Here is a 20369-nt window from a genome sequence, read left to right as displayed (position 1 = left end):
TTACACCAGCTCGCGAATCAGTTCGATAATTCGGGTGGTGCGTAAGGTGCTGGTCGGCCAATCGCCTTCAATGCGCAACTTGTCTTGCCCTTGCAGTTTGTAGTTCTTTTTGTTTTGAATCAGTTTGATGATTTTCATCGGCTCGACGACCGTGTTCTGCGTGAAATGAATAATGATCGCGGTATCTGCGGCATCAATTTTGCTAATGCCCAGTGGCTTGGCGAGCATACGCAAGCGATGGCAGTCGAGCAGCACTTTGGCTGCGTCAGGCAGTAAGCCAAAGCGATCCACCAGTTCTTGGTGGATGTCATTGAGCTCGTCTTTTTCATCGCTACTTGCCAAGCGTTTGTAGAGCGACAAACGCTCGTTCACATCGGGGCAATAGTCTTCCGGCAGTAGTGCGGGCGAATGCAGATTGATTTCGGTGGTGACGCCCAGCGGTTGCGACAAATCAGGCTCTTTACCAGCTTTGAGCGCTTTTACCGCTTCTTTGAGCATTTGCGAATACAGCGCAAAGCCAATTTCATGCATTTCACCCGATTGCGAATCGCCCAGCACTTCACCCGCGCCGCGAATTTCTAAATCGTGCATCGCCAGATAAAAGCCAGAGCCGAGTTCTTCCATCATTTGAATCGCTTCAAGGCGTTTTTTGGCGTCGCTGCTAATGCTTTCCACATCAGGAATCAGCAAATAGGCATACGCTTGATGGTGTGATCGGCCAACACGGCCACGCATTTGGTGTAGTTGCGCCAAGCCAAATTTATCGGCGCGATTCATCAAAATCGTATTGGCGTTTGGAATGTCGATGCCGTTTTCGATAATGGTTGAGCACAGCAAGAGGTTAAAACGCTGCTGGGTAAAATCGCGCATCACGTGTTCTAGCTCGCGGCCACGCATTTGGCCATGCGCTACGCCGATGCGCGCTTCGGGCAATAGTGCGGCGAGTTTTTCGCGCATGTTTTCAATGGTGTCGACTTCATTGTGTAAGAAAAACACTTGGCCGCCGCGCTTGAGTTCGCGCAGCACGGCTTCACGAATAATGCCGTCAGAAAACTTAGACACAAAGGTTTTAACCGCGAGGCGTTTATTGGGCGCGGTGGCAATCACCGAAAAATCACGCAAGCCTTCTAAGCTCATCGCCAGGGTGCGCGGAATCGGCGTAGCGGTCAGGGTGAGTACGTCGACATTGGCGCGTAGCGCTTTGAGTTGCTCTTTTTGTCTGACGCCAAAACGATGCTCTTCGTCGATGATCACTAAGCCCAACTGTTTAAATACCACGTCAGGCTGCACCAATTTGTGCGTGCCAATGACGATGTCGACACTGCCATCGGCCAGACCGGCAATCGCCGCTGCGGTTTCTTTGCCTGAGCGAAAGCGAGATAGCTCGGCGACTTTAATCGGCCAATCCGAAAAACGATCAACAAAGGTTTGAAAGTGTTGCTCGGCCAAGAGGGTGGTTGGGACTAAAACGGCAACTTGCTTACCACCGGCCACCGCAGCAAAAGCGGCGCGTAGCGCCACTTCGGTTTTGCCAAAGCCGACATCGCCACACACCAAGCGATCCATCGGTTGCTTGACGCGCATGTCGACCAAAACCGCTTCAATCGCGCCAGCTTGATCAGGGGTTTCTTCAAAGCCAAAACCGGCGGCAAATGCTTCGTAATCGTGCGGACTCCATTCAAACGCATGGCCTTCGCGTAGCGCGCGGCGCGCGTACAGATTGAGGAGTTCAGCCGCCGTATCGCGCACTTGTTCAGCCGCTTTGCGTTTGGTTTTTTCCCATGATCCTGAGCCGAGTTTATGCATCGGCGCGGTATCGGATGCGCCGCCCGAATAACGGGAAATCACATGCAATTGGCTGACCGGCACATACAGTTTGTCATTGCCGGTGTATTCAATGAGCAGCAACTCGGTCGGCCCGTCACCCAAGTCCATCGACGTGAGGCCCATATAGCGGCCAATACCGTGCGCTTCATGGACGACCGGATCGCCGATTTTGAGTTCGGACAAATCGCGCAGCATGGCGTCGGTATTGCTGCGTTTTTGTTGTTTTTTGCCGCGACTTTGGATCACGGATGGATAGAGATCGGCCTCGGTGATGATGGCGATGGATTCACTGCGCCATTCAAAACCACGAAACAGCGGTGAGGCGAGCAAAATCGCGTGCGCTTTGCTGTCTAAAGCGGCTTGCCAGTTGTCAACCAAGGTGGGTTTAAAGCCGTATTCAGCAAAAAACTGCAGCATGGTCTCGCGCCGACCTAGGCTTTCGGCGCTCAGCACAATTTTGCCCGGATAGTGGTCAACAAAATCGTTCAGTCGGCGGATTGGATTGTCGTTGCGTCGATCCACATCGAGCGCCGGTAGCGGTTGGGTAAGGCTGGTTTCGCCATCGCCCAGTTCAATCCGGCGATAGTTTTTAATATGGCCAAATAACAGATCCGGCGCGACAAATAGCGTACGTGGCGCTAGAAGTGGGCGATCTTTATCGCCATAGCTGAGCTTGTGGCGTTCAGCAATATCTTGCCAGTATTGCTCTGCAGCGCCCATTAATGCACCGTGCAAGACCAATACACTGTCTTTAGGCAGGTAGTCAAACACGGTGGCGGTGTGTTCAAAAAACAGCGGTAAGTAATATTCGATGCCGGCAGGAATGACACCGTTTGAGATGTCTTTGTAAAGCCGCGCTTTAGAGGGGTCGCCTTCAAACGCCTCGCGAAAGTTTTGGCGGAATGTTTTGCGGCCTTGCTCGTCAGTGGGGAATTCGCGGGCGGGGAGTAAACGAATTTCTGGAACGGGATAGAGGCTACGCTGGGTGTCAACGTCAAAAGTGCGAATCGATTCGATTTCATTGTCGAATAAATCAATTCGAAACGGCAGCGTGCTGCCCATAGGAAATAAATCAATTAAACCGCCGCGAATCGAAAACTCACCGGGGCCATACACTTGGGTAACGTGGTTGTAGCCGGCAAAAGCCATGTCGGCGCGCAACTGATCGGCGTCAAACGCATCGCCTTTTTTGATGAAAAAAGTCGTTGCGGTTAAAAATTCAACCGGCGGTAACACGCCCATCGCCGTTTGTAGCGGCACGATGAGTACGTCAATGGCGTTTTGCCTTGCTTGCCATAGCGTGGCGAGCCGCTCGCTAATCAGGTCGGAATGGGGGGAGAAATGATCGTAAGGCAGCGTTTCCCAGTCGGGTAGCTGCAAGACGGTTTTTTCTGGCAAAAAGAAGCTGAGCTCGTCTTTGAGTCGGCCGGCTTCTTGTGCATTGGCCGTTAAAATCACTAAGGGGCGCGCGACGTGGGCGTAGTCGGCCAAGAGCATGGCATCGGCAGAGCCGTGGGGTTGTGCGAGTTTGAGGCGCTCATTGGCGCGAGGCAGTTGAGGCAATTGCGACATAGTGTAAGAACGCGCTCTAGCTAGACAATCCTAGATTATACCAGCCGCAGCGCGCCCTCAATACGGCAAACTTGCAGATTACGGCAGTGTTAATGCCGCCGAAATCTGTGAAGCCCATTCTTTGCGTAAGCTCCAAGTGTTTTTCATGTCCGATAGTTCGGCGTACCAGCGATTGGCCGCAACCGGATGTGCAAATTCGCCGTTGTAAATAATGCCGTCGTTAGAGCTTAGCGGCACTTCTTGATCGCGTCCGCTCAGCGTAGGGTGAATGATTTTGAGCTTGATGGGGCCTAAATCATTGCGATTCAAAATAATGCGGACGGTTTTTTGATTGTCGCCGAGTAAAATTTGCGCGGTAATGCCTTTGGCCACGGCCGCTTGATCTTGCTCTAGGCGTTGGTTGACTTGATTGCCTTCTTTATAATAATTGTCGCTGACCAAGCTGTCGGTCGAGGTTGAAACCAAATACAGCATATGAAAACCGCCCATAATGGCCAGCACTGGAAAAGTGATTAATAGCCAAACATGCGGATGTTTGTACCAAGGTTTTTGTTCTTCAGTCATGTTAACGTCCAATAAAAGTGGCTTTTTCGACTACGGTTTGTGCCGGGTCATCTTTGGCGGTGACGATAAATTCAATTTCGTGGCTGCCCATTTTGGCAAATTGCGGCGGCACTTGAATGCGGACGGCCACATCACTCATTGCCGTGGGTGCCAATTGGATTTGATTTTCGCCAACAAGTTTCATTTCAGGCAAACCTTTGGCTTGAATGGTGTAGGTGTGCGTTTGTTCGCTGGCATTTTGGATGAGTAAACGGTAGCTGTTTTCCAATAAGCCATCTTCTACTTCGCGCACCAGCGCCACGCGATCGCGTTCAATATTGACTTTCACCGGTTGGCGCATCATTAACGACACGACGGTGACGCCAAGCGTAATGCTAATGACCACGGCGTACATAATGACCCGAGGACGGGTGATTTTTTTGATAATGTCACGCTCTGGGTATTTGTGCTCTAAAGCGTTTTCAGTGGTATAGCGAACCAGCCCGCGCGGGTAGTTCATTTTGTCCATGATTTCATCGCAAGCATCAATACACGCCGCACAGCCGATGCATTCATATTGCAGGCCGTTACGAATATCAATGCCGACCGGGCACACTTGTACGCACATGGTGCAGTCGATACAGTCACCCAGTCCTGCGGCTTGATAGTCACTGCCTTTTTTACGGCTGCCGCGACTTTCACCGCGTTCTTGGTCGTAGCTGATAATTAGTGTGTCAGCGTCAAACATCGCGCTTTGAAAGCGCGCATAAGGGCACATGTATTTGCACACTTGTTCGCGCATCCAGCCGGCATTGCCATAAGTGGCAAAAGCATAAAACAGCACCCAAAACAGCGCGTAACCGGAGAGGGAAAAAGTCAGTAGGTCCGTCCAGAGCGCGCGAATGGGCGTGAAATAACCGACAAATGTAAAGCCGGTCCAAAGTGCAAACAGCACCCACAGGCTGTGTTTGATGAACTTTAATCGTAGTTTTTTGCCGTTTAGTGGCGCATTGTCGAGCTTAATCCGAGCGGCGCGGTCGCCCTCGACCCATTTTTCTATCCATAAAAAGATTTCGGTATACACCGTTTGCGGACAGGCGTAACCACACCACAATCGGCCGCCAATGGTGGTCCAAGCGAATAAACCAAATGCACTGAGCAAAAGCAGTGCGGTCAGGTAAATAAAGTCTTGCGGCAGAAAAACCAGACCAAAAACGTAGAATTTGCGGTGCAGTAAATCAAACAATAAAGCTTGTCGATCGTTAATTAAAATCCACGGCATGCCATAGAAAAATAGCTGAGTTACAAAAACAAAAAACACCCGCCAATTATTCCAAAATCCAGTGATCCAGCGTGGGTAGATTTTTTTGTGCGCGGCGTACAGCATGACTTCTTCGAGCTGGCCGTCGTCTTTGACGTTGACGACATTGATTGGGATTTCGTGTAGTTTTTTGCTCATGATGGACTCCGAGAAAAACAATACTAAAAACAAGCGTAATCTTGTCTTGAGTATTGTTTTTTTTGCTTCAAAAATTGACTTGATATCGATTTGCCAAATCTTGAATGAAAAACGGGCGGAGTGATCCGCCCGCAGTGATGCAAGTCTGTCTTATTTCTTTTCGTGGCTTAGACCATATACATAGGCCGAAAGCAGATGTATTTTGCCGTTGCCCAGGAAGTCTTGCCAAGCTGGCATGACGTTATTGCGACCGTTGGTAACGGTTTCAACAATGGTCGCTTCTGAGCCGCCATATAACCACACTTTATCGGTGAGATTCGGTGCGCCCAGTGCTTGATTGCCTTTGCCGTTAGTGCCGTGGCAGGCCACGCACACTTGGGCGTATGTATTGGCCCCGCGTTCTGCACGCATGTTGTTGTAAGCTGGGTTGCCCGATAACTTCATCACGTAATTGGCAACGTCGCGTACTTTTTCTTCACCAAAAACCGCACCAAAGGCTGGCATTTGACCGTGACGACCGACTTTGATGGTGTGCTCAATGTCTGCTGGCGTGCCACCGTAGAGCCAATCGTTGTCCGTTAGGTTAGGAAAGCCTTTTGCGCCGCGACCATCTGCGCCGTGGCATTGCACGCAGTAAGTCTGAAACAAATGCTTACCCATTTGCGTTGCTTCAGGCAACTTGGCCACTTCAGCGATCGGCATGGCCATGTATTTGGCGTATAGCGCATCGGTTTGTTGGTCTGCTTTAACAATCTCGGCTTTATATTGTCCGGCAGACGACCAACCTTTGGCATTACCAAAAGCGACTAAGCCAGGATAAAGGAATAAATAAACCAAAGCGAAAACAATCGTCGCGATGAACATCCCTACCCACCAACCGGGGAGTGGGTTGTTATATTCCTCTAAGTCACCGTCCCACACGTGGCCGGTAACTTGGGCTTTTTCACCTTTTTTTAGTTTGAATTTCATCTGCGTAGCAAGAATGTAGGCGCAATAAAAAATCCCGCCTAAAGACACTGCCGCGATGAAATAACCCCAAAAACTGCTCGTAAAATCATTCATATTTTATTCTCCGAACGCATTAGGTCTGCTTGTCTGATGACGGTAGGTCATCGTCAAGAAATACGCGCTGCGCTTCTTGGTCAAAGCTGGCTTTGTTGTGACGACTAAACGCCCAAAAGCAAATCCCAAGGAACAAGATAAATCCAAGAACGGTGACCACAATGCGTGCTTCAGTTTGCAGATCCATGGTGCTTACCTCTTGTTTTTCAGTGCGAGACCGAGGCCTTGTAGATAGGCAATCAGTGCATCCATTTCTGTTTTGCCTTTCACCGCTTCGGCAGCACCAGCAATTTCAGCGTCGGTGTAGGGTTCACCTAAATCCTGCAGTGTTTGTAGTTTTTTGGTCATCAATTCGCCATTAACTGGCTTGGTGGCTAAAAACGCAAACGCAGGCATATTTGATTCAGGCACTACATCGCGTGGATTCATCAAGTGAGCACGATGCCATTCGTCTGAGTAGCGCGCGCCGACCCGAGCTAAATCCGGACCGGTGCGTTTTGAACCCCATTGAAATGGACGGTCATACACCGATTCACCGGCAACAGAGTAATGGCCATAGCGTTCGGTTTCTGAACGAAATGGTCGAATCATCTGTGAGTGACAAGCGTAGCAGCCTTCACGAACATAAACGTCGCGGCCCGCGAGCTGCAATGAGCTGTAGGGCTTAACGCCAGCGATGGGTTGAGTCACACTTTTGCTAAACATCAGCGGCAAAATTTCGACAAACATTGCGATGCTGAGCGTAAAAAAAGTCAGGATGATCAGATAAAACACGTTTTCTTCAACGATTTTCTGAATTTTATTCATTTCAATATATTCCTTACGCGATCAAGCGTGCGCCGCAACGGCTGGGATAGTGGCATCCACCGCTTTGCCTTCAGAGATGGTGCGCATCACGTTGTAGAACATCAACAACATACCCGATAAGAACATCACGCCACCCAAGAAACGGATGAAGTAGTAAGGGTACGACGCTTTAACTGCCTCAATAAATGAGTAAGCCAAAGTGCCATCGCTATTGAGGGCGCTCCACATCAAGCCTTGAGTTACACCGGCAATCCACATCGAGGCGATGTACAGCACGGTGCCTAAAGTAGCCATCCAGAAATGCACTTCGATTAATTTAACCGAGAACATTTGGTCGCGACCAAATAGACGTGGAATCAAGTAATAGATCGAACCAATGGTAATCATCGCCACCCAGCCCAAAGCGCCAGAGTGAACGTGACCTACAGTCCAGTCGGTGTAGTGGCTCAATGCATTGACTGATTTGATCGCCATCATTGGGCCTTCAAAGGTCGACATGCCGTAGAACGACAATGCAGTCACTAAGAATTTCAAGATTGGATCAGTGCGTAGTTTGTGCCATGCGCCAGACAAAGTCATAATCCCGTTGATCATGCCGCCCCAGCTTGGTGCTAACAGAATCAATGAGAACACCATACCTAAAGACTGAGTCCAGTCAGGTAGGGCGGTGTAATGCAAGTGGTGAGGACCGGCCCACATATACGTGAACGACAATGCCCAAAAATGCACTACTGATAGACGATAAGAATAAATCGGACGACCTGCTTGTTTTGGCACGAAGTAATACATCATGCCCAAAAAGCCTGCCGTCAAGAAGAAGCCCACGGCATTGTGGCCATACCACCATTGCACCATGGCATCGACCGCGCCAGAGTAAATTGGGTATGAATCCATGGTGCCCCAAACTGGCAGAACCAAGCTATTGACAATGTGCAGCAAGGCTACGGCAAGAATGAATGCGCCGTAGAACCAGTTGGCGACATAAATATGCTTTACTTTGCGCTTGGCAATCGTGCCAAAAAACACGATGGCATAACACACCCAAACCACAGTGATTAAGATGTCAATCGGCCATGCGAGCTCGGCATATTCTTTACCTTGGGTGTAACCCAAAGGCAAAGTAATCGCTGCCAATAGAATCACCAGCTGCCAACCCCAAAAATGGAAGGCGGCGAGTTTATCGCTAATAAGGCGCACATTACAGGTGCGCTGAACTACGTAGTACGACGTTGCGAATAGACCACAGCCACCGAATGCAAAAATCACTGCGTTGGTGTGAAGTGGACGTAAACGACCAAAATGAAAGTACGGGCCGACATTGAGTTCAGGCCAGAACATTTGGGCGGCGATGATGACGCCGACCAACATTCCGACAATCCCCCAAACGACCGTCATGATGGCAAACTGCCGAACCACTTTGTAATTGTATGTGGCTTGGTTTTCCATTAGAGCGCTCCGATTGATCTCCAACTGCTTGGAATTTAGTTAAAAACTTATTTTTGATTTGTGCTGAGTGGTATGTGTTTTTGGGAGGGCCCAATCACGGTGGTCTAGCGATGTCTTTTTTCCCGTTGATCAGGGGCGAAAGACTCTATGGACTATACGCAACTCAATGCTGAGCAAACTTGATATTAATCAAGTGTACATAGTAACAAACGGCCTGATTTTACCTGTTTGTAACGCGTTCAGTCAGGATTTTTTTGCTTTTCTACTTCGTTTGAGTCGGTTTTCTGTGTGGACTTGTCATCGTCATGCAAAATTCGCCAGCTTGGGCCTTCAAGGTCGTCCATCTGACCGCTACGCAGCGTCCACCAAAAAATAAAGCCAATGACAAAAGCCAGTAAGATTGACAGCGGGATTAACAGGTAAAGACTTTCCAATTTAATGCCTCCTTTGGCGTGAAAGTAGGCGTAAGGCGTTGACGACAACCAATAAAGAACTGAGCGCCATGCCAAGGCTGGCCAGCCAAGGCGTGATCAATCCTGCCGCCGCCAATGGTAAGGCCGCGAGGTTGTAGAGTAAGGCCCATAGCAAGTTTTGCTTGATAATGATTTGGGTTTTCTTTGCTAGCGCAAAGGCGGCTGGCAGGCAAGACAGATTGTTGTTTAATAGCACCATATCACCAGCGGCATGCGCAATGTCAACGCCCGCGCCCATCGCAATCGACACATTGGCCAGCGCCAGCACCGGCGCGTCATTCACGCCATCGCCAATCATGAGTACGGTTTTGCCTTGCTGCTGCAAAGACTGCATATAACTGACTTTACTTTCTGGTGTGGCATTGGCCACGGCGTGTTGCAAATTGAGTTGTTGAGCCACCGCTTGCACCGTGGATGTTTGATCGCCAGACAGCAAGTGAAGCTCAAATCCTGCGGCTTTGAGTTGCGCTACGGTGGTGATCGCGTCATGGCGTAAATGATCGGCCAAAACAAAGCCAGCCAGCCAGGTATAGCCATCAGACAAAGCCACCATGCTGCCTTCATTAAGATACGGTTCAAATTCGCTGGGTAGGGCTTGCTGGATGTGTTCGGCAATAAAAGCGATTGAACCTAAAAGGTAATACTGATTGTCGATATACGCCGAAAGTCCACCTTGCGCGTGTTTTTGCACTTGCTGGGCCGCCGATACGGGCGCTGGATTGGCTTCGATCAAAAAAGCTTTGGCAATCGGGTGTTCCGATTGTTGTTCCAAGCTGTGTGCAATAGCCAAAGCGGTCTCGCTGCTGATGTTGAGAGCGATGGTTCGGGTGATTCTCGGCTCGCCATAGGTGAGCGTGCCGGTTTTATCCAGCACGATGTCGCTCACTTTGGCCAAGGTTTCTAATAAATTAGCGCGAGTGACCAATAAGCCCAGTTGTGCCAAATGTCCGGTAGATGCAGTGAGCGCCGTTGGCGTGGCCAGCGATAGTGCGCAAGGGCAAGACACCACCAAGAGCGCCACGGTAATGGGGAGCGCATGTATAGGATCATGTAAATGCCAGTACCAGTAAGTTGCGGCGGCGGCGATCAGTAATGCAAAAATAAACCCGGCGGCAATTTGATCGGCGATGGCGGCCAATCGCGGTTTTTGGCTGAGCGCTTGATCCAAAATCCGCACCATGGCGGCAATGCGCGTCTCATTGCCGGTGTGTTTGACTTCAATGGTGAGCGGCGACAATAAATTGGCGGTGCCAGCCGTAACGTGCGCGCCACGGGTTTTGGCTACGGGCAGCGATTCGCCAGTGAGCATGGCTTCATTCACGTCGCTAGATCCGCCTAGCACCACGCCATCAATCGGGATGATTTCACCGGCTTTGACCACAATGCGATCGTTTACATTGAGTCGGCTGACCGCAACTTCATGTAAGCTGTGTTCGGCATCGAGCTGATGGGCAAAAGTGGGAACCAGTTTGACGAGTTTTTCCGCCGCCGCGCCAGCGGTGCGCCTTGCTTTAAGCTCTAAATAACGGCCACTTAACAATAAGAAAACAAACATCGATACCGCGTCGAAATAGATCTCGCCATGATCGGTAATCAATGCGTATAGGCTGGCAAAAAAAGCGATTAACACCCCAATGCTGACCGGCAAATCCATATTGGCGCGTCCGTGGCGTAAATCACGCCAGCTGTTGCGGTAAAACGGCCAGCAAGAATAAAGCACCACCGGCAGCGTGAGTAAAGCGCTACCCCAGTGCATCATGGACAGCCAATTGGCTTCTATCTCGCCCGCTGGGGCCAGATAGATCGGCACCACAAACATCATGACTTGCATCATCGATAGGCCGGCGACCCACAGACGAAACAGTGCCGTTTTTCTTTGTTTTTGCCAGTTTTGTTCGTCACGGGCGTGATCATAAGGCAGGGCGCGATAACCGATGCTGGCGATGTGTTGCAAAATGGCCGACAGCTGAATTTGGCTGTCGTCCCAAGCAATGCGTGCGCGGTGGGTTGAATAATTGATTGAAACCGACGTAACGCCTTTGAGCTTGGCAATGTGTTGTTCGTTGAGCCAAATACACGCCGCGCAGCTAATGCCTTCTAGAATCAGCGCGGCTTCTTTTTCATTGCCATTGGTGGTGTGAACAAAATCTTGCTGTAAGCTAGGGTCGTCATACAGCGCCAGTTGTTCCAGTAGCTCAGCGGGCAGTGGGGTATTGCGATCGGCTGGCTGTTGCCGCTGCGTATAATATTGGTCTAAGCCGCTACTGATAATGGTTTCTGCCACGGCTTGGCAGCCGGCGCAACAGGCCGGATGCAGCACTTGGCGGTAGTTGATTTGAAATTCACTGTGGGCGGGGCACGGTTCGGCGCAGTGAAAGCATAACGTTGAGTCGGTATTCATCAGCGCATTTTAACGAAAACCGTCGTCGCTTGGGAAAGCAATTTTGAAAAGAGCCAGTCTCGATGCGCTTTGGATTGAAATGCGTTCGAGATTTGCGTGCAAAAGGCTTTTGTTTTTATCGCTTGGAAATTATTTTCTAGATTTAAAACAGTGATTTAGCGTCGAAAAAGGCCCTCGATGTGTTTGAGCGGATGCAGATTTAGCGACAAAACCAATCGATCAAGGTAATTGATTGGTCTATTCAGCGCGGTTTGCGCGCAGTAAAGTGCCGATATTGGCAAATTCTGAATTGGATTGCGTATGTTGTATGGATTATCAATTGTTTTTTTAGCCTTAGTCAGTGGTGAGTTTTTGCGGCAATTATTTCATTTGCCCATTCCAGCTGTGGTCATCGGTATGTTGTTACTCACCGCATGGTGCATCGTGCGTGGCGGCGTCGAATCACGAGTGGCGTATGCATCAGAAGGCTTGCTGCGTTATTTGGGGATTTTATTTGTCCCTGCCGGCGTGGGTCTGATTGAGTTGGGTGATAAATTAAAATCGCAAGGGATTGCGATGCTGGTTACGATTTTAATTTCTACGCTGGTGACGCTATTGGTGACTGGCGTGGTGTTGCAATTTTTATTGCTAAGACGGAAAGAAAAATTAAATCAGCGGGCGGAAAAATGAATGAGTTTTTAAAATTAGCCCAATATCCGGCGACATGGATTGCAGTCACTGGCGTGGTTTATTTATTGGCCGATAAATTGTATCGGCTATCACGTTATTTTCCTTTATTCAATCCAGTCTTGGTTTCGGTCTTATTATTGATTGCCATCTTAAAAATAACGGGCGTTTCGTATGCGACTTATTTTGCTGGCGCGAAACCGATTCATTTATTGCTTGGCCCTGCGACGGTGGCATTGGCGATTCCTTTGTATCTGAATTTAGCTAAAATGAAGCAGTATTTTATTCCGGTCAGCATTGCATTACTGGTTGGGGCTAGCGTTGGCATTGTTTCGGTGTTTATTTTGGGGCAGTGGTTTGGTTTAAGTCCGATGACGATCTTATCTTTTGCGCCTAAATCGTGTACCACGCCGATTGCCATGGCTTTGTCGCAAGAGCACGGTGGGCTACCCGCCTTAACCGCCAATGCGGTGATTGTCGCGGGTATTGCCGGGGCGGCGATGGCCGTGCCTTTATTTCGCTTGTGTCGCATTCAGCATGAAGTGGCGCAAGGTTTTGCGCTGGGTTTGGCCTCGCATGGCGTAGGCACTGCGCGGGCGTTTCAGATTTCTGATACTGCGGGTGCTTTTGCTGGCTTGGCGATGGGCTTTAATGGCGTGGTCACCGCGTTGATTTTTCCGATTTTGCTGGCGACGTGGTATTGGTAATGCCAAATTAAGGCACCTTGTGCTTGGGTTTAGTCAGGACAAGGCAAGGATCGATATCGGTCGATCAAAGGACAAAAAATGAATTGGCAAACGTTTTATCGGCAAACGCTGCGCGATATGGTGTTATGGCTGCCGCTGGCGGGGGTGATTGGCCTTTGTGCCGGGCTGACTTCGGCACTGCTCTTGGTGTCTTTAGATTGGGCAACGGCAACGCGGGTCGCTCATCCTATCTTGATTGTATTTTTGCCCTTTGCCGGTTTATTGGTGGGCTGGGTGTATTACGAATGGGGCCGAGCTATTGAGTCAGGCAATAATTTACTCATTGACGAAATTCATCAACCGCGCGCGGTGACCCAATTGCGCATGATGCCATTGATTTTTATTGGCACGGTGTTTTCGCATTTGTTTGGCGCATCAGTTGGGCGTGAAGGTACGGCGGTGCAAATGTCGGGTGCCTTGGCGGATCAAATTGCTTTGATCACCAAGCGCAAAGTGCAGGACCGACGGGTGATTTTAATGGCGGCGATGAGCGCCGGTTTTGCGGGGGTGTTTGGTACGCCGCTGGCGGGCGCGGTGTTTGGTCTTGAAGTGCAAGCCTTGGGAAAAATGCGCAATAACGCCTTGTTTCCTTGTTTGATTGCCAGTTTGGTGAGTGATTGGCTGGTGCGATCATTGGGCGTGCATCACACGCATTATGTGATTCCGAGCATTCCTTCGGTCACGATGCTGGGGTTGCTGGCGGTACTATTTGCTGGGGCTTTGTTTGGTTTAGCGGGTAAATCGTTTGCTGAATTAACGCATTGGGTGGCCGGCCACTTTAAACGCATTAAATATCCACCGCTACGGCCCTTTGTGGGCGGGTTGTGCGTGGCCAGTTTGGTGCTGATTTTTGGTGCTGAGCGTTATATCGGCCTGGGGGTTCCCAGTATTGTTGAATCGTTTAATCAGCCCATTCCATTTTGGGATGCACCGATTAAATTATTTTTTACCACTTTGTCATTGGGCGCTGGATTTAAAGGCGGCGAAGTGACGCCGCTGTTTTATATTGGCGCGACGATGGGCAATGCTTTAGCCCCGTTATTAAATATGCCGTTTCCTTTGTTGGCGGGTTTGGGCTTTGTAGCCGTGTTTGCGGGTGCGGCCAATACGCCGTTAACGTGTACTTTGATGGCGATTGAGCTGTTTGGTGCCGCGATTGGCCCGTATGCTTTATTGGCTTGCGTGGTGGCTTTTTTGTTTTCGGGGCACAGCAGTATTTATATGGCGCAGCGCTGGGGCTCAGGCAAGGGGCGGCCGATTACAGACGATAAAGCAGGGGTTCGTTTGTCTGATTTAACGAATATCAAATAGGCGCAGTCCGTGATTAAATACCCGCTGCATCGCTGTTTTGTTTTGTTGTACGCGCGTGCTGGTTGCGACTTTAGTGCTGCGCTAGCAAATTTTGCACGAAGAGCATCGCGATAAAAATGGCCAGCGAAATCGCTGGCCATTTTTAATGGTTGTGATGGTTTAACACCATTTTAATTTGTCATGCAATTGCACCACGTCACCAATAATCAGCAAGGCGGGCGGTTTGATGCCTTCTTGTTCGATGCGTTTGGCCAGCTCAATCAAGGTGGTGGTGACGACTCTTTGTTGGGCGGTGGTGGCGCGCTCAATAATGGCGACCAGGGTATGTTCGTCTCGGCCATGCCCAATCAGCTGTTCAGCAATATACCCAGCTTGCGCGACGCCCATATACACCACAACGGTTTCGCTGGGGTTGACCAAGCGTGGCCAATCCAAATCGACTTCACCATCCTTTCTGTGACCAGTTACAAAAGTGACCGATTGCGCGTAATCGCGGTGTGTGAGTGGGATGCCGGCGTAACACGATGCGCCTGCGGCTGAAGTAATGCCGGGCACCACTTCAAACGCAATGCCGTGCTGGGCCAGCTCTTCGATTTCTTCGCCGCCACGGCCAAAAATAAACGGGTCGCCCCCTTTGAGTCGCAATACTTTTTTGCCCTCGAGTGCTAAACGCACCAGCAATTGATTGATTTCTTCTTGCGGCAGGGCGTGGTTATTGGATTTTTTGCCCACATAAATGCGCTCAGCGTCGCGGCGCACCATCTCCATGATTTCGGGCGAAACCAGATTGTCGTACAGCACCACGTCAGCTTGCTGCATTAGGCGTAATGCGCGAAACGTCAGCAAATCCGGGTTGCCCGGGCCACTACCGACTAAATACACTGCGCCACAGGGCGTGGTTTCGGGGTGATCGATAGCCGCGATCAGTTGTGCGCGGGCGTGCTCGATTTGCCCAGAAAACACTTGGTCGGGAATCGGTCCGGCTAAAACGGACTCCCAAAAGCTGCGGCGTTGGGCTGGGTCGGGCATTTTTTCTTTGCAATATGGGCGTAATTCACTACCCAATTGCGCTAGATTACCCCAGCCGTGGGGAATCAACGCTTCCAGCTGAGCGCGTAAATGTCGGGCCAATACCGGCACGCCGCCACCGGTTGAGATGGCGATGGTGAGTGGCGTTCGATCAATGATTGCCGGGGTAATAAAGCGGCTATGGCTTGGGTCGTCCACCGCATTGACCAAAATGCCGGCGGCTTCGCACGCCGAAAAAACCGCTTGGTTGACGACCGGCTGATCTGTCGCTGCGATCACCAAGCGCTGGCCGGTGATTTGTGTAATAGAAAACTGCGCCGGTTGCCAGCGCACTTCGCCGGACCGGACTAAATCATGCATCTCGTCACACAGTTCGGGCGAGACCACGGTGACATCGGCACCGGCTGAGCGCAATAAACGCAGTTTACGAACGGCAATTTCACCACCGCCCACAATGAGACAGGCTTGTTGTTTTAAATTCAAAAATAAAGGAAAGTAATCCATGATTTAGGCCATTGGGTTCGGGCAGAGGGCTATTGTCGCGGTTTTTGGCGAAGTTGGCGTAAAAATTTCAAAGATTGAGCGCAGTTTTGATGTTTGGCAGGATGTGGTGCATTATTTTTATGCATTATGCCGATTAGACTGCGTTTTTAAGGTGGAGCAATCGGTCTAGCAAAGTAAGATAAGGTGAAGTGTGAATGTCGTCGGTGAGATTGCTTGACGGGTCAATCGTAATATAAGGGTTTGAATTATGAAAATTATTCCTTGGGCGGTCTTGAGTTTGGCCTTACTACAAGGAGCGGCAATCGCCGCACCGGTTGAGGCGATGTTAAAGTCAAAAAACTGTATGGCTTGTCATTCAGTCGACAATAAAATCGTGGGACCCGCATTTAAAGCGATTGCGGCCAAATATAAAGCGGATAAAAACGCCGTGACTTTGCTGGCCGGTAAGATTCAAAAAGGCAGTGTTGGCGTTTGGGGTCCGGTGCCGATGGGGCCGAATATGGTGACGGGTGAAGAAGCCAAGCAATTGGCGACATGGATTTTGGCGCAAAAATAAGAATCCACTGAAAAAGACCGTAAAGTGAAAACTTTACGGTCTTTTTTGTTTGCGGCCTGTCAGAATACTTGCCTTGGTACGACAAAGTAACAAACCACCCTCATGCATTGTGCGGGCATTCAATACCGCCTTTTTGGAGAACTCGTTATGCTTATTCGTCACCCGAGCGATATTTTGCCGTCAGAAATTACGCCGCAATCGGTATTTTTAAATCGCCGTCAGTTTATGCTCGCTGGGACCAGCGCCTTATTGCTCACGGGCGAGGCGATGGCCGGTTTAAATGCCAAACCGAGTGCGTTGTCGGCCAAAGAGTCGCCCAATAGTTTGAAGCAAATTACTTCTTACAATAATTACTATGAATTTGGCACGGATAAAGGCGATCCTGCGCTGTATGCGGGGCAATTAAAAACCAAGCCGTGGCAAATTGTAGTGAATGGTGAAGTGGGCCAGTCGCGCACGTATAGTATTGATGATTTATTAAAGGTGGCGGCTTTAGAGGAGCGTATCTACCGCTTACGCTGCGTGGAAGGCTGGTCCATGGTGATACCTTGGGTGGGTATTCCACTGGCCAGCGTGTTAAAACAAGTGAGCCCCACCTCAAAAGGCAAATTTGTTGCTTTTGAAACTTTAAATGATCCCAAGCAAATGCCCGGTCAGCGCAGCCGCGTGCTTGAGTGGCCTTACCGTGAAGGCTTACGGATTGACGAGGCGATGCATCCATTGACCATTTTGGCGGTGGGTTTGTACGGCGAGGTGTTGCCCAATCAAAATGGCGCGCCGGTGCGCTTGGTGGTGCCATGGAAATATGGCTTTAAAAGTATTAAATCCGTGGTGGGGATTCGCTTGCAAGAGCAGCAGCCCACAACCAGTTGGCAGCAAAGTGCGCCCAATGAATATGGCTTTTATTCCAACGTGAATCCCGATGTGCCGCACCCGCGTTGGAGTCAAGCCAAAGAGCGGCGAATCGGTGAGTTTTTAAAGCGCGATACGCTGCCGTTTAATGGCTATGGCCCGCAAGTGGCGGCAATGTATCAAGGGATGGATTTGCGGAAGTTTTTTTAAACGCGGCTGCTCGATCATCTGCACTGCACATCATTTGAACAACACCTTTCACTGCAGGGTATATTCATGCAACGCATTATGAATGATGGCTTAAAGCCGATACCTACATTGTTGCGAGACAAACTGAAAAGGATCTTGCCGCGCCCAACTAAAGCGCTGCTGTTGATTGTGGGGCTGCTGCCTTTGGCGCGTGCGCTGGTGCTGAGTTTGGAAGCGGTCAATCCGATTGAGTTTTTTACTCGCTCGACCGGTACATGGGCGTTGGTGGCGCTGCTGCTGACTTTAAGCATCACGCCACTGCGGCAGTTGACGGGCTATTCGCGTTTGATTGACTACCGCCGCATGTTGGGGCTATTTACCTTTTTTTATGCGTTTTTGCATTTCATGACGTATCTGTGGCTCGATCAGTTTTTTGATTGGTCGGCGATCGGACTGGATATTTTAAAACGTCCTTTTATTACCGTTGGTTTTGCGGCTTTTGTGTTGTTAATTCCGCTGGCGGTGACGTCAAACAAGGGCTGGATGCGGCGTTTAAAGCGCAATTGGTCGCGCTTACATCGCTTGGTGTATGTGATTGCGATGCTCGCCGTGGTGCATTATCTCTGGCTGGTGAAGGCTGATCTGACTACGCCCGCGATGTATGCCGCCGTGTTGGCGGTGTTATTGGGCTGGCGCGTGCTGCGGTATTGGCGCGATCAAGCGCACGCAAACGGCTAAGCCAGTTGTTTTTGCTGGTGCTCGATGATGGCGCGGTGGGTGAGTTGAACCTCGCTATCGAGCTCGATCAGTTGCGTGCTTTGGTAGTGTGCTGGGTTTTGTTCAATTAGAGCGAGGCATTGTGCGACACGGTCGGCACCGATTTGCAGTGCAATGCCTTTGCCGCTGTGCGCTAAACGACAGGACTCTTGTGGGTCTTGCAATTGCGACAATTGCTGAATGATTTCATGAATCCGGTTTAAGCCTTTTTCGCTGATGTTAAAAAAACGCTCAGCACTAAACCCGAGTCGCGATTGCGCTTGCGGGTTGAAATACGCCAATGCGGCATGTACTGGCGCTGGCTCGTGGCGGGTTTCAATAAACGACGCGCTTAAACTTTGAGTGATGCTGGCAATGGCCTGAATCAGGTCTTTGGCCGAAAAAGGTTTGCCAAGCCAGCCGTTAAGACCAATGCGTTGAATTTCGGCCTCGCTCGGCCGTAGCCCCGCGCTGACCATGAGTGCGGGTAAAAAATTACCGCGCTGGCGCAGGGTTTCAAGTGTGGCGATGCCGTCTAATTCAGGCATATTGCGATCAATGACCAGCATATTAATGTGGGGGTTTTGATTGAGTATCGTGAGGGCGTGTTGTCCATTGCAAGCTTCGATCACGCTGGCGTTGGCCAGGCATAAAATTTGCCGCATCAGGTCACGATTCACTTCTTGATCCTCAACCAACAAAATGCATAAGCCTTGCAAGGAGTTTTGCGGTGCTGGCGTTTGGGCGCAAAAAGCTTGAATTTCGGCTTGTACGGTACAGGTGAAGATGCTGCCAAGCTGTGTTTGGCTGGTGAAGCTTAAGTCTCCCGCCATATTCAGGGCGTATTGTTTGCTGAGCGCCAAACCAAGGCCGGTGCCGCCTTTAAAGCGACCACTGGCGGTTTGTTCAAACGGGCGAAACACCGCGCGGGCTTCGGCTGCGCTTATGCCCATGCCTTGGTCAGTAACAACCGCTTTGAGTGTGGTGCTTTGTTCGGTCAGTGCATGGGCGCTGATATGGCAGCCAATGGTGCCGTGATCTGAAAATTTAATCGCGTTAGACAATAAGTTAATTAAGATTTGCCGCCACTTGCCGGTGTCGAGCCAAAGATTGTCGGCAACCGAGTCTGCGCTGATCTGGAGTGTGAGCCCTTTGGTCTGCGCCATCGGCTGAAAAATACCGTTTAGTTCGTTAATCAGCGCAGGCAGATCGAGTGGATTGGGGTTGAGGGAAAAATGACCCGCTTCGATTTTACTCATGTCAAGCACATTGCCCAGCAGGGTTTGTAAATGCCGACTGGCTTGAATGATGTGCTGTAAATACGCTGGGTTACTGCTATTTGGATTGGCTTGGGCTTGGGCTAATTCGGCGTAGCCCAAAATCGTCGTGAGCGGCGTGCGCATTTCGTGGCTGATTGAGGCTAAAAAATGGCTTTTGGCTTGGTTCGCCGCTTGGGCGTTTTGTTCTGCGGTTTTGAGTTGGGCGAGGGTTTGTTGATTGCGCCATAAAGTGCGTAGCGCAAAATAAGCAAAGCCACTCATTAGCGCCAATAGCAAAACGATCAAACTCAATCGATAGCGACTAAAGCTGGTGAAGGTGTTTTTTTTGGCCTCAAGATTGGCATTGTATTGCGCGTCAAGCGAGGCCACCACAATGCGTAAATGGGGCGCTATTTGCTTCATGCTGCCAGCTAGCGCTGGCAGTTGGGATGGATTGAGCTCGGCCAGTGTTTGCTGTGTGGTCTTGGCCCATTGCGCCAGTGGTGCAATGTGTTCAGTAAAGCTGGAGTTTTGATTGGAGTATTCGTAAAACTGACCGTTGTCATAACGCTGGATCAGCGTCGCAAAATCAGCAAAAGTCGCTTTAACGGTATTGAGCGCCGCTGGCGTTGGTCGCTTAATGGCTTCGTCGGTGGCGCGCTCTAAAAAACTAAATCGGCGATTGCCAGAGCGGGCTTCTTTGATGAGTCTTTGCTGCTGCGGCGAATTAAACTCATTGAGTAATTTTTGCGCTTTAAATTCATAACTGAGAACCAAAATTGAGACCAAGCTCAATACGCCGATCACCATGCAAAAAATCGTGCGAAATTTGAAGTGATTCAAGCGAGGACCCTAAGTCAAAAAATCAATCTTGGCAGTATATCCTTTTGCAATTCTTACGTGTTGATTGC

General features: G+C 50.1%; 17 protein-coding genes. 6 read left to right on the top strand and 11 right to left on the bottom strand.

Annotated elements, in window-relative coordinates; genetic code table 11:
• From mfd to LG219_RS02395, 9 genes are all read right to left on the bottom strand, one after another.
• The gene (mfd, locus tag LG219_RS02435) at positions 1 to 3399 is read right to left on the bottom strand and encodes a transcription-repair coupling factor (protein ID WP_226762953.1); all 3399 of its coding nucleotides are present in this window, start codon (positions 3397 to 3399) and stop codon (positions 1 to 3) included.
• Positions 3400 to 3477: 78 nt separating this feature from the next.
• Positions 3478 to 3963 carry a FixH family protein gene (locus LG219_RS02430; RefSeq protein WP_226762952.1) on the bottom strand — a complete coding sequence of 162 codons (486 nt, stop codon included), beginning with the start codon at positions 3961 to 3963 and terminating at the stop codon, positions 3478 to 3480.
• Between the two features lies 1 nt (position 3964).
• Complete coding sequence (ccoG, locus tag LG219_RS02425; RefSeq protein ID WP_226762951.1) at positions 3965 to 5401, bottom strand: cytochrome c oxidase accessory protein CcoG; 1437 nt, start codon at positions 5399 to 5401, stop codon at positions 3965 to 3967.
• 150 nt (positions 5402 to 5551) lie between these two features.
• A complete protein-coding gene (gene ccoP, locus LG219_RS02420; RefSeq protein WP_226762950.1) occupies positions 5552 to 6463 on the bottom strand; it encodes a cytochrome-c oxidase, cbb3-type subunit III in 912 nt (303 codons plus the stop codon).
• 19 nt (positions 6464 to 6482) lie between these two features.
• Positions 6483 to 6650 carry a cbb3-type cytochrome oxidase subunit 3 gene (locus tag LG219_RS02415; RefSeq protein ID WP_226762949.1) on the bottom strand — a complete coding sequence of 56 codons (168 nt, stop codon included), beginning with the start codon at positions 6648 to 6650 and terminating at the stop codon, positions 6483 to 6485.
• Between the two features lie 5 nt (positions 6651 to 6655).
• Positions 6656 to 7270 (bottom strand): cytochrome-c oxidase, cbb3-type subunit II, encoded by a 615-nt coding sequence (ccoO, locus tag LG219_RS02410; RefSeq protein ID WP_226762948.1) that lies wholly within the window; start codon positions 7268 to 7270, stop codon positions 6656 to 6658.
• A gap of 21 nt (positions 7271 to 7291) precedes the next feature.
• Entirely contained in the window at positions 7292 to 8716 is a 1425-nt protein-coding gene (gene ccoN, locus LG219_RS02405; RefSeq protein ID WP_226762947.1) for a cytochrome-c oxidase, cbb3-type subunit I, read from the bottom strand.
• Between the two features lie 239 nt (positions 8717 to 8955).
• The gene (ccoS, locus tag LG219_RS02400) at positions 8956 to 9150 is read right to left on the bottom strand and encodes a cbb3-type cytochrome oxidase assembly protein CcoS (RefSeq protein ID WP_226762946.1); all 195 of its coding nucleotides are present in this window, start codon (positions 9148 to 9150) and stop codon (positions 8956 to 8958) included.
• A gap of 1 nt (position 9151) precedes the next feature.
• The gene (locus tag LG219_RS02395) at positions 9152 to 11590 is read right to left on the bottom strand and encodes a heavy metal translocating P-type ATPase (protein WP_226762945.1); all 2439 of its coding nucleotides are present in this window, start codon (positions 11588 to 11590) and stop codon (positions 9152 to 9154) included.
• Positions 11591 to 11890: 300 nt separating this feature from the next.
• On the opposite strand from LG219_RS02395, the gene LG219_RS02390 reads away from it, so the two are divergent.
• From LG219_RS02390 to LG219_RS02380, 3 genes are all read left to right on the top strand, one after another.
• Positions 11891 to 12259 carry a CidA/LrgA family protein gene (locus tag LG219_RS02390; protein ID WP_226762944.1) on the top strand — a complete coding sequence of 123 codons (369 nt, stop codon included), beginning with the start codon at positions 11891 to 11893 and terminating at the stop codon, positions 12257 to 12259.
• On the top strand, positions 12256 to 12963 hold the full coding sequence (locus LG219_RS02385; RefSeq protein ID WP_226762943.1) for an LrgB family protein: 708 nt from the start codon (positions 12256 to 12258) through the stop codon (positions 12961 to 12963). Before LG219_RS02390 ends, LG219_RS02385 begins: the two co-directional genes overlap by 4 nt.
• Before the next feature lie 78 nt (positions 12964 to 13041).
• A complete protein-coding gene (locus LG219_RS02380) occupies positions 13042 to 14313 on the top strand; it encodes a voltage-gated chloride channel family protein (RefSeq protein WP_226762942.1) in 1272 nt (423 codons plus the stop codon).
• Between the two features lie 159 nt (positions 14314 to 14472).
• On the opposite strand, the gene cysG is transcribed toward LG219_RS02380, so the two are convergent.
• The gene (gene cysG / locus LG219_RS02375) at positions 14473 to 15846 is read right to left on the bottom strand and encodes a siroheme synthase CysG (protein ID WP_226762941.1); all 1374 of its coding nucleotides are present in this window, start codon (positions 15844 to 15846) and stop codon (positions 14473 to 14475) included.
• A gap of 247 nt (positions 15847 to 16093) precedes the next feature.
• Between cysG and LG219_RS02370 the strand changes: the two genes are divergently transcribed.
• The 3 genes from LG219_RS02370 to msrQ all read left to right on the top strand — a co-directional run bounded on the left by LG219_RS02370 (position 16094) and on the right by msrQ (position 18181).
• Positions 16094 to 16402: a c-type cytochrome gene (locus LG219_RS02370; RefSeq protein ID WP_226762940.1), complete on the top strand. Its 309-nt coding sequence runs from the start codon at positions 16094 to 16096 to the stop codon at positions 16400 to 16402.
• A 147-nt stretch (positions 16403 to 16549) separates the two neighbouring features.
• Complete coding sequence (gene msrP, locus LG219_RS02365; RefSeq protein WP_226762939.1) at positions 16550 to 17464, top strand: protein-methionine-sulfoxide reductase catalytic subunit MsrP; 915 nt, start codon at positions 16550 to 16552, stop codon at positions 17462 to 17464.
• A 66-nt stretch (positions 17465 to 17530) separates the two neighbouring features.
• Positions 17531 to 18181 carry a protein-methionine-sulfoxide reductase heme-binding subunit MsrQ gene (gene msrQ, locus LG219_RS02360; RefSeq protein WP_226762938.1) on the top strand — a complete coding sequence of 217 codons (651 nt, stop codon included), beginning with the start codon at positions 17531 to 17533 and terminating at the stop codon, positions 18179 to 18181.
• On the opposite strand, the gene LG219_RS02355 is transcribed toward msrQ, so the two are convergent.
• Complete coding sequence (locus LG219_RS02355; RefSeq protein WP_226762937.1) at positions 18178 to 20301, bottom strand: histidine kinase dimerization/phospho-acceptor domain-containing protein; 2124 nt, start codon at positions 20299 to 20301, stop codon at positions 18178 to 18180. The two genes, msrQ and LG219_RS02355, sit on opposite strands and share 4 nt — an antisense overlap.
• Positions 20302 to 20369: the final 68 nt, after the last annotated feature.

Source organism: Deefgea salmonis (genome assembly GCF_020531905.1).
Lineage (GTDB): Bacteria > Pseudomonadota > Gammaproteobacteria > Burkholderiales > Chitinibacteraceae > Deefgea > Deefgea salmonis.
This window is presented reverse-complemented; position numbering and strand designations above follow the sequence as displayed.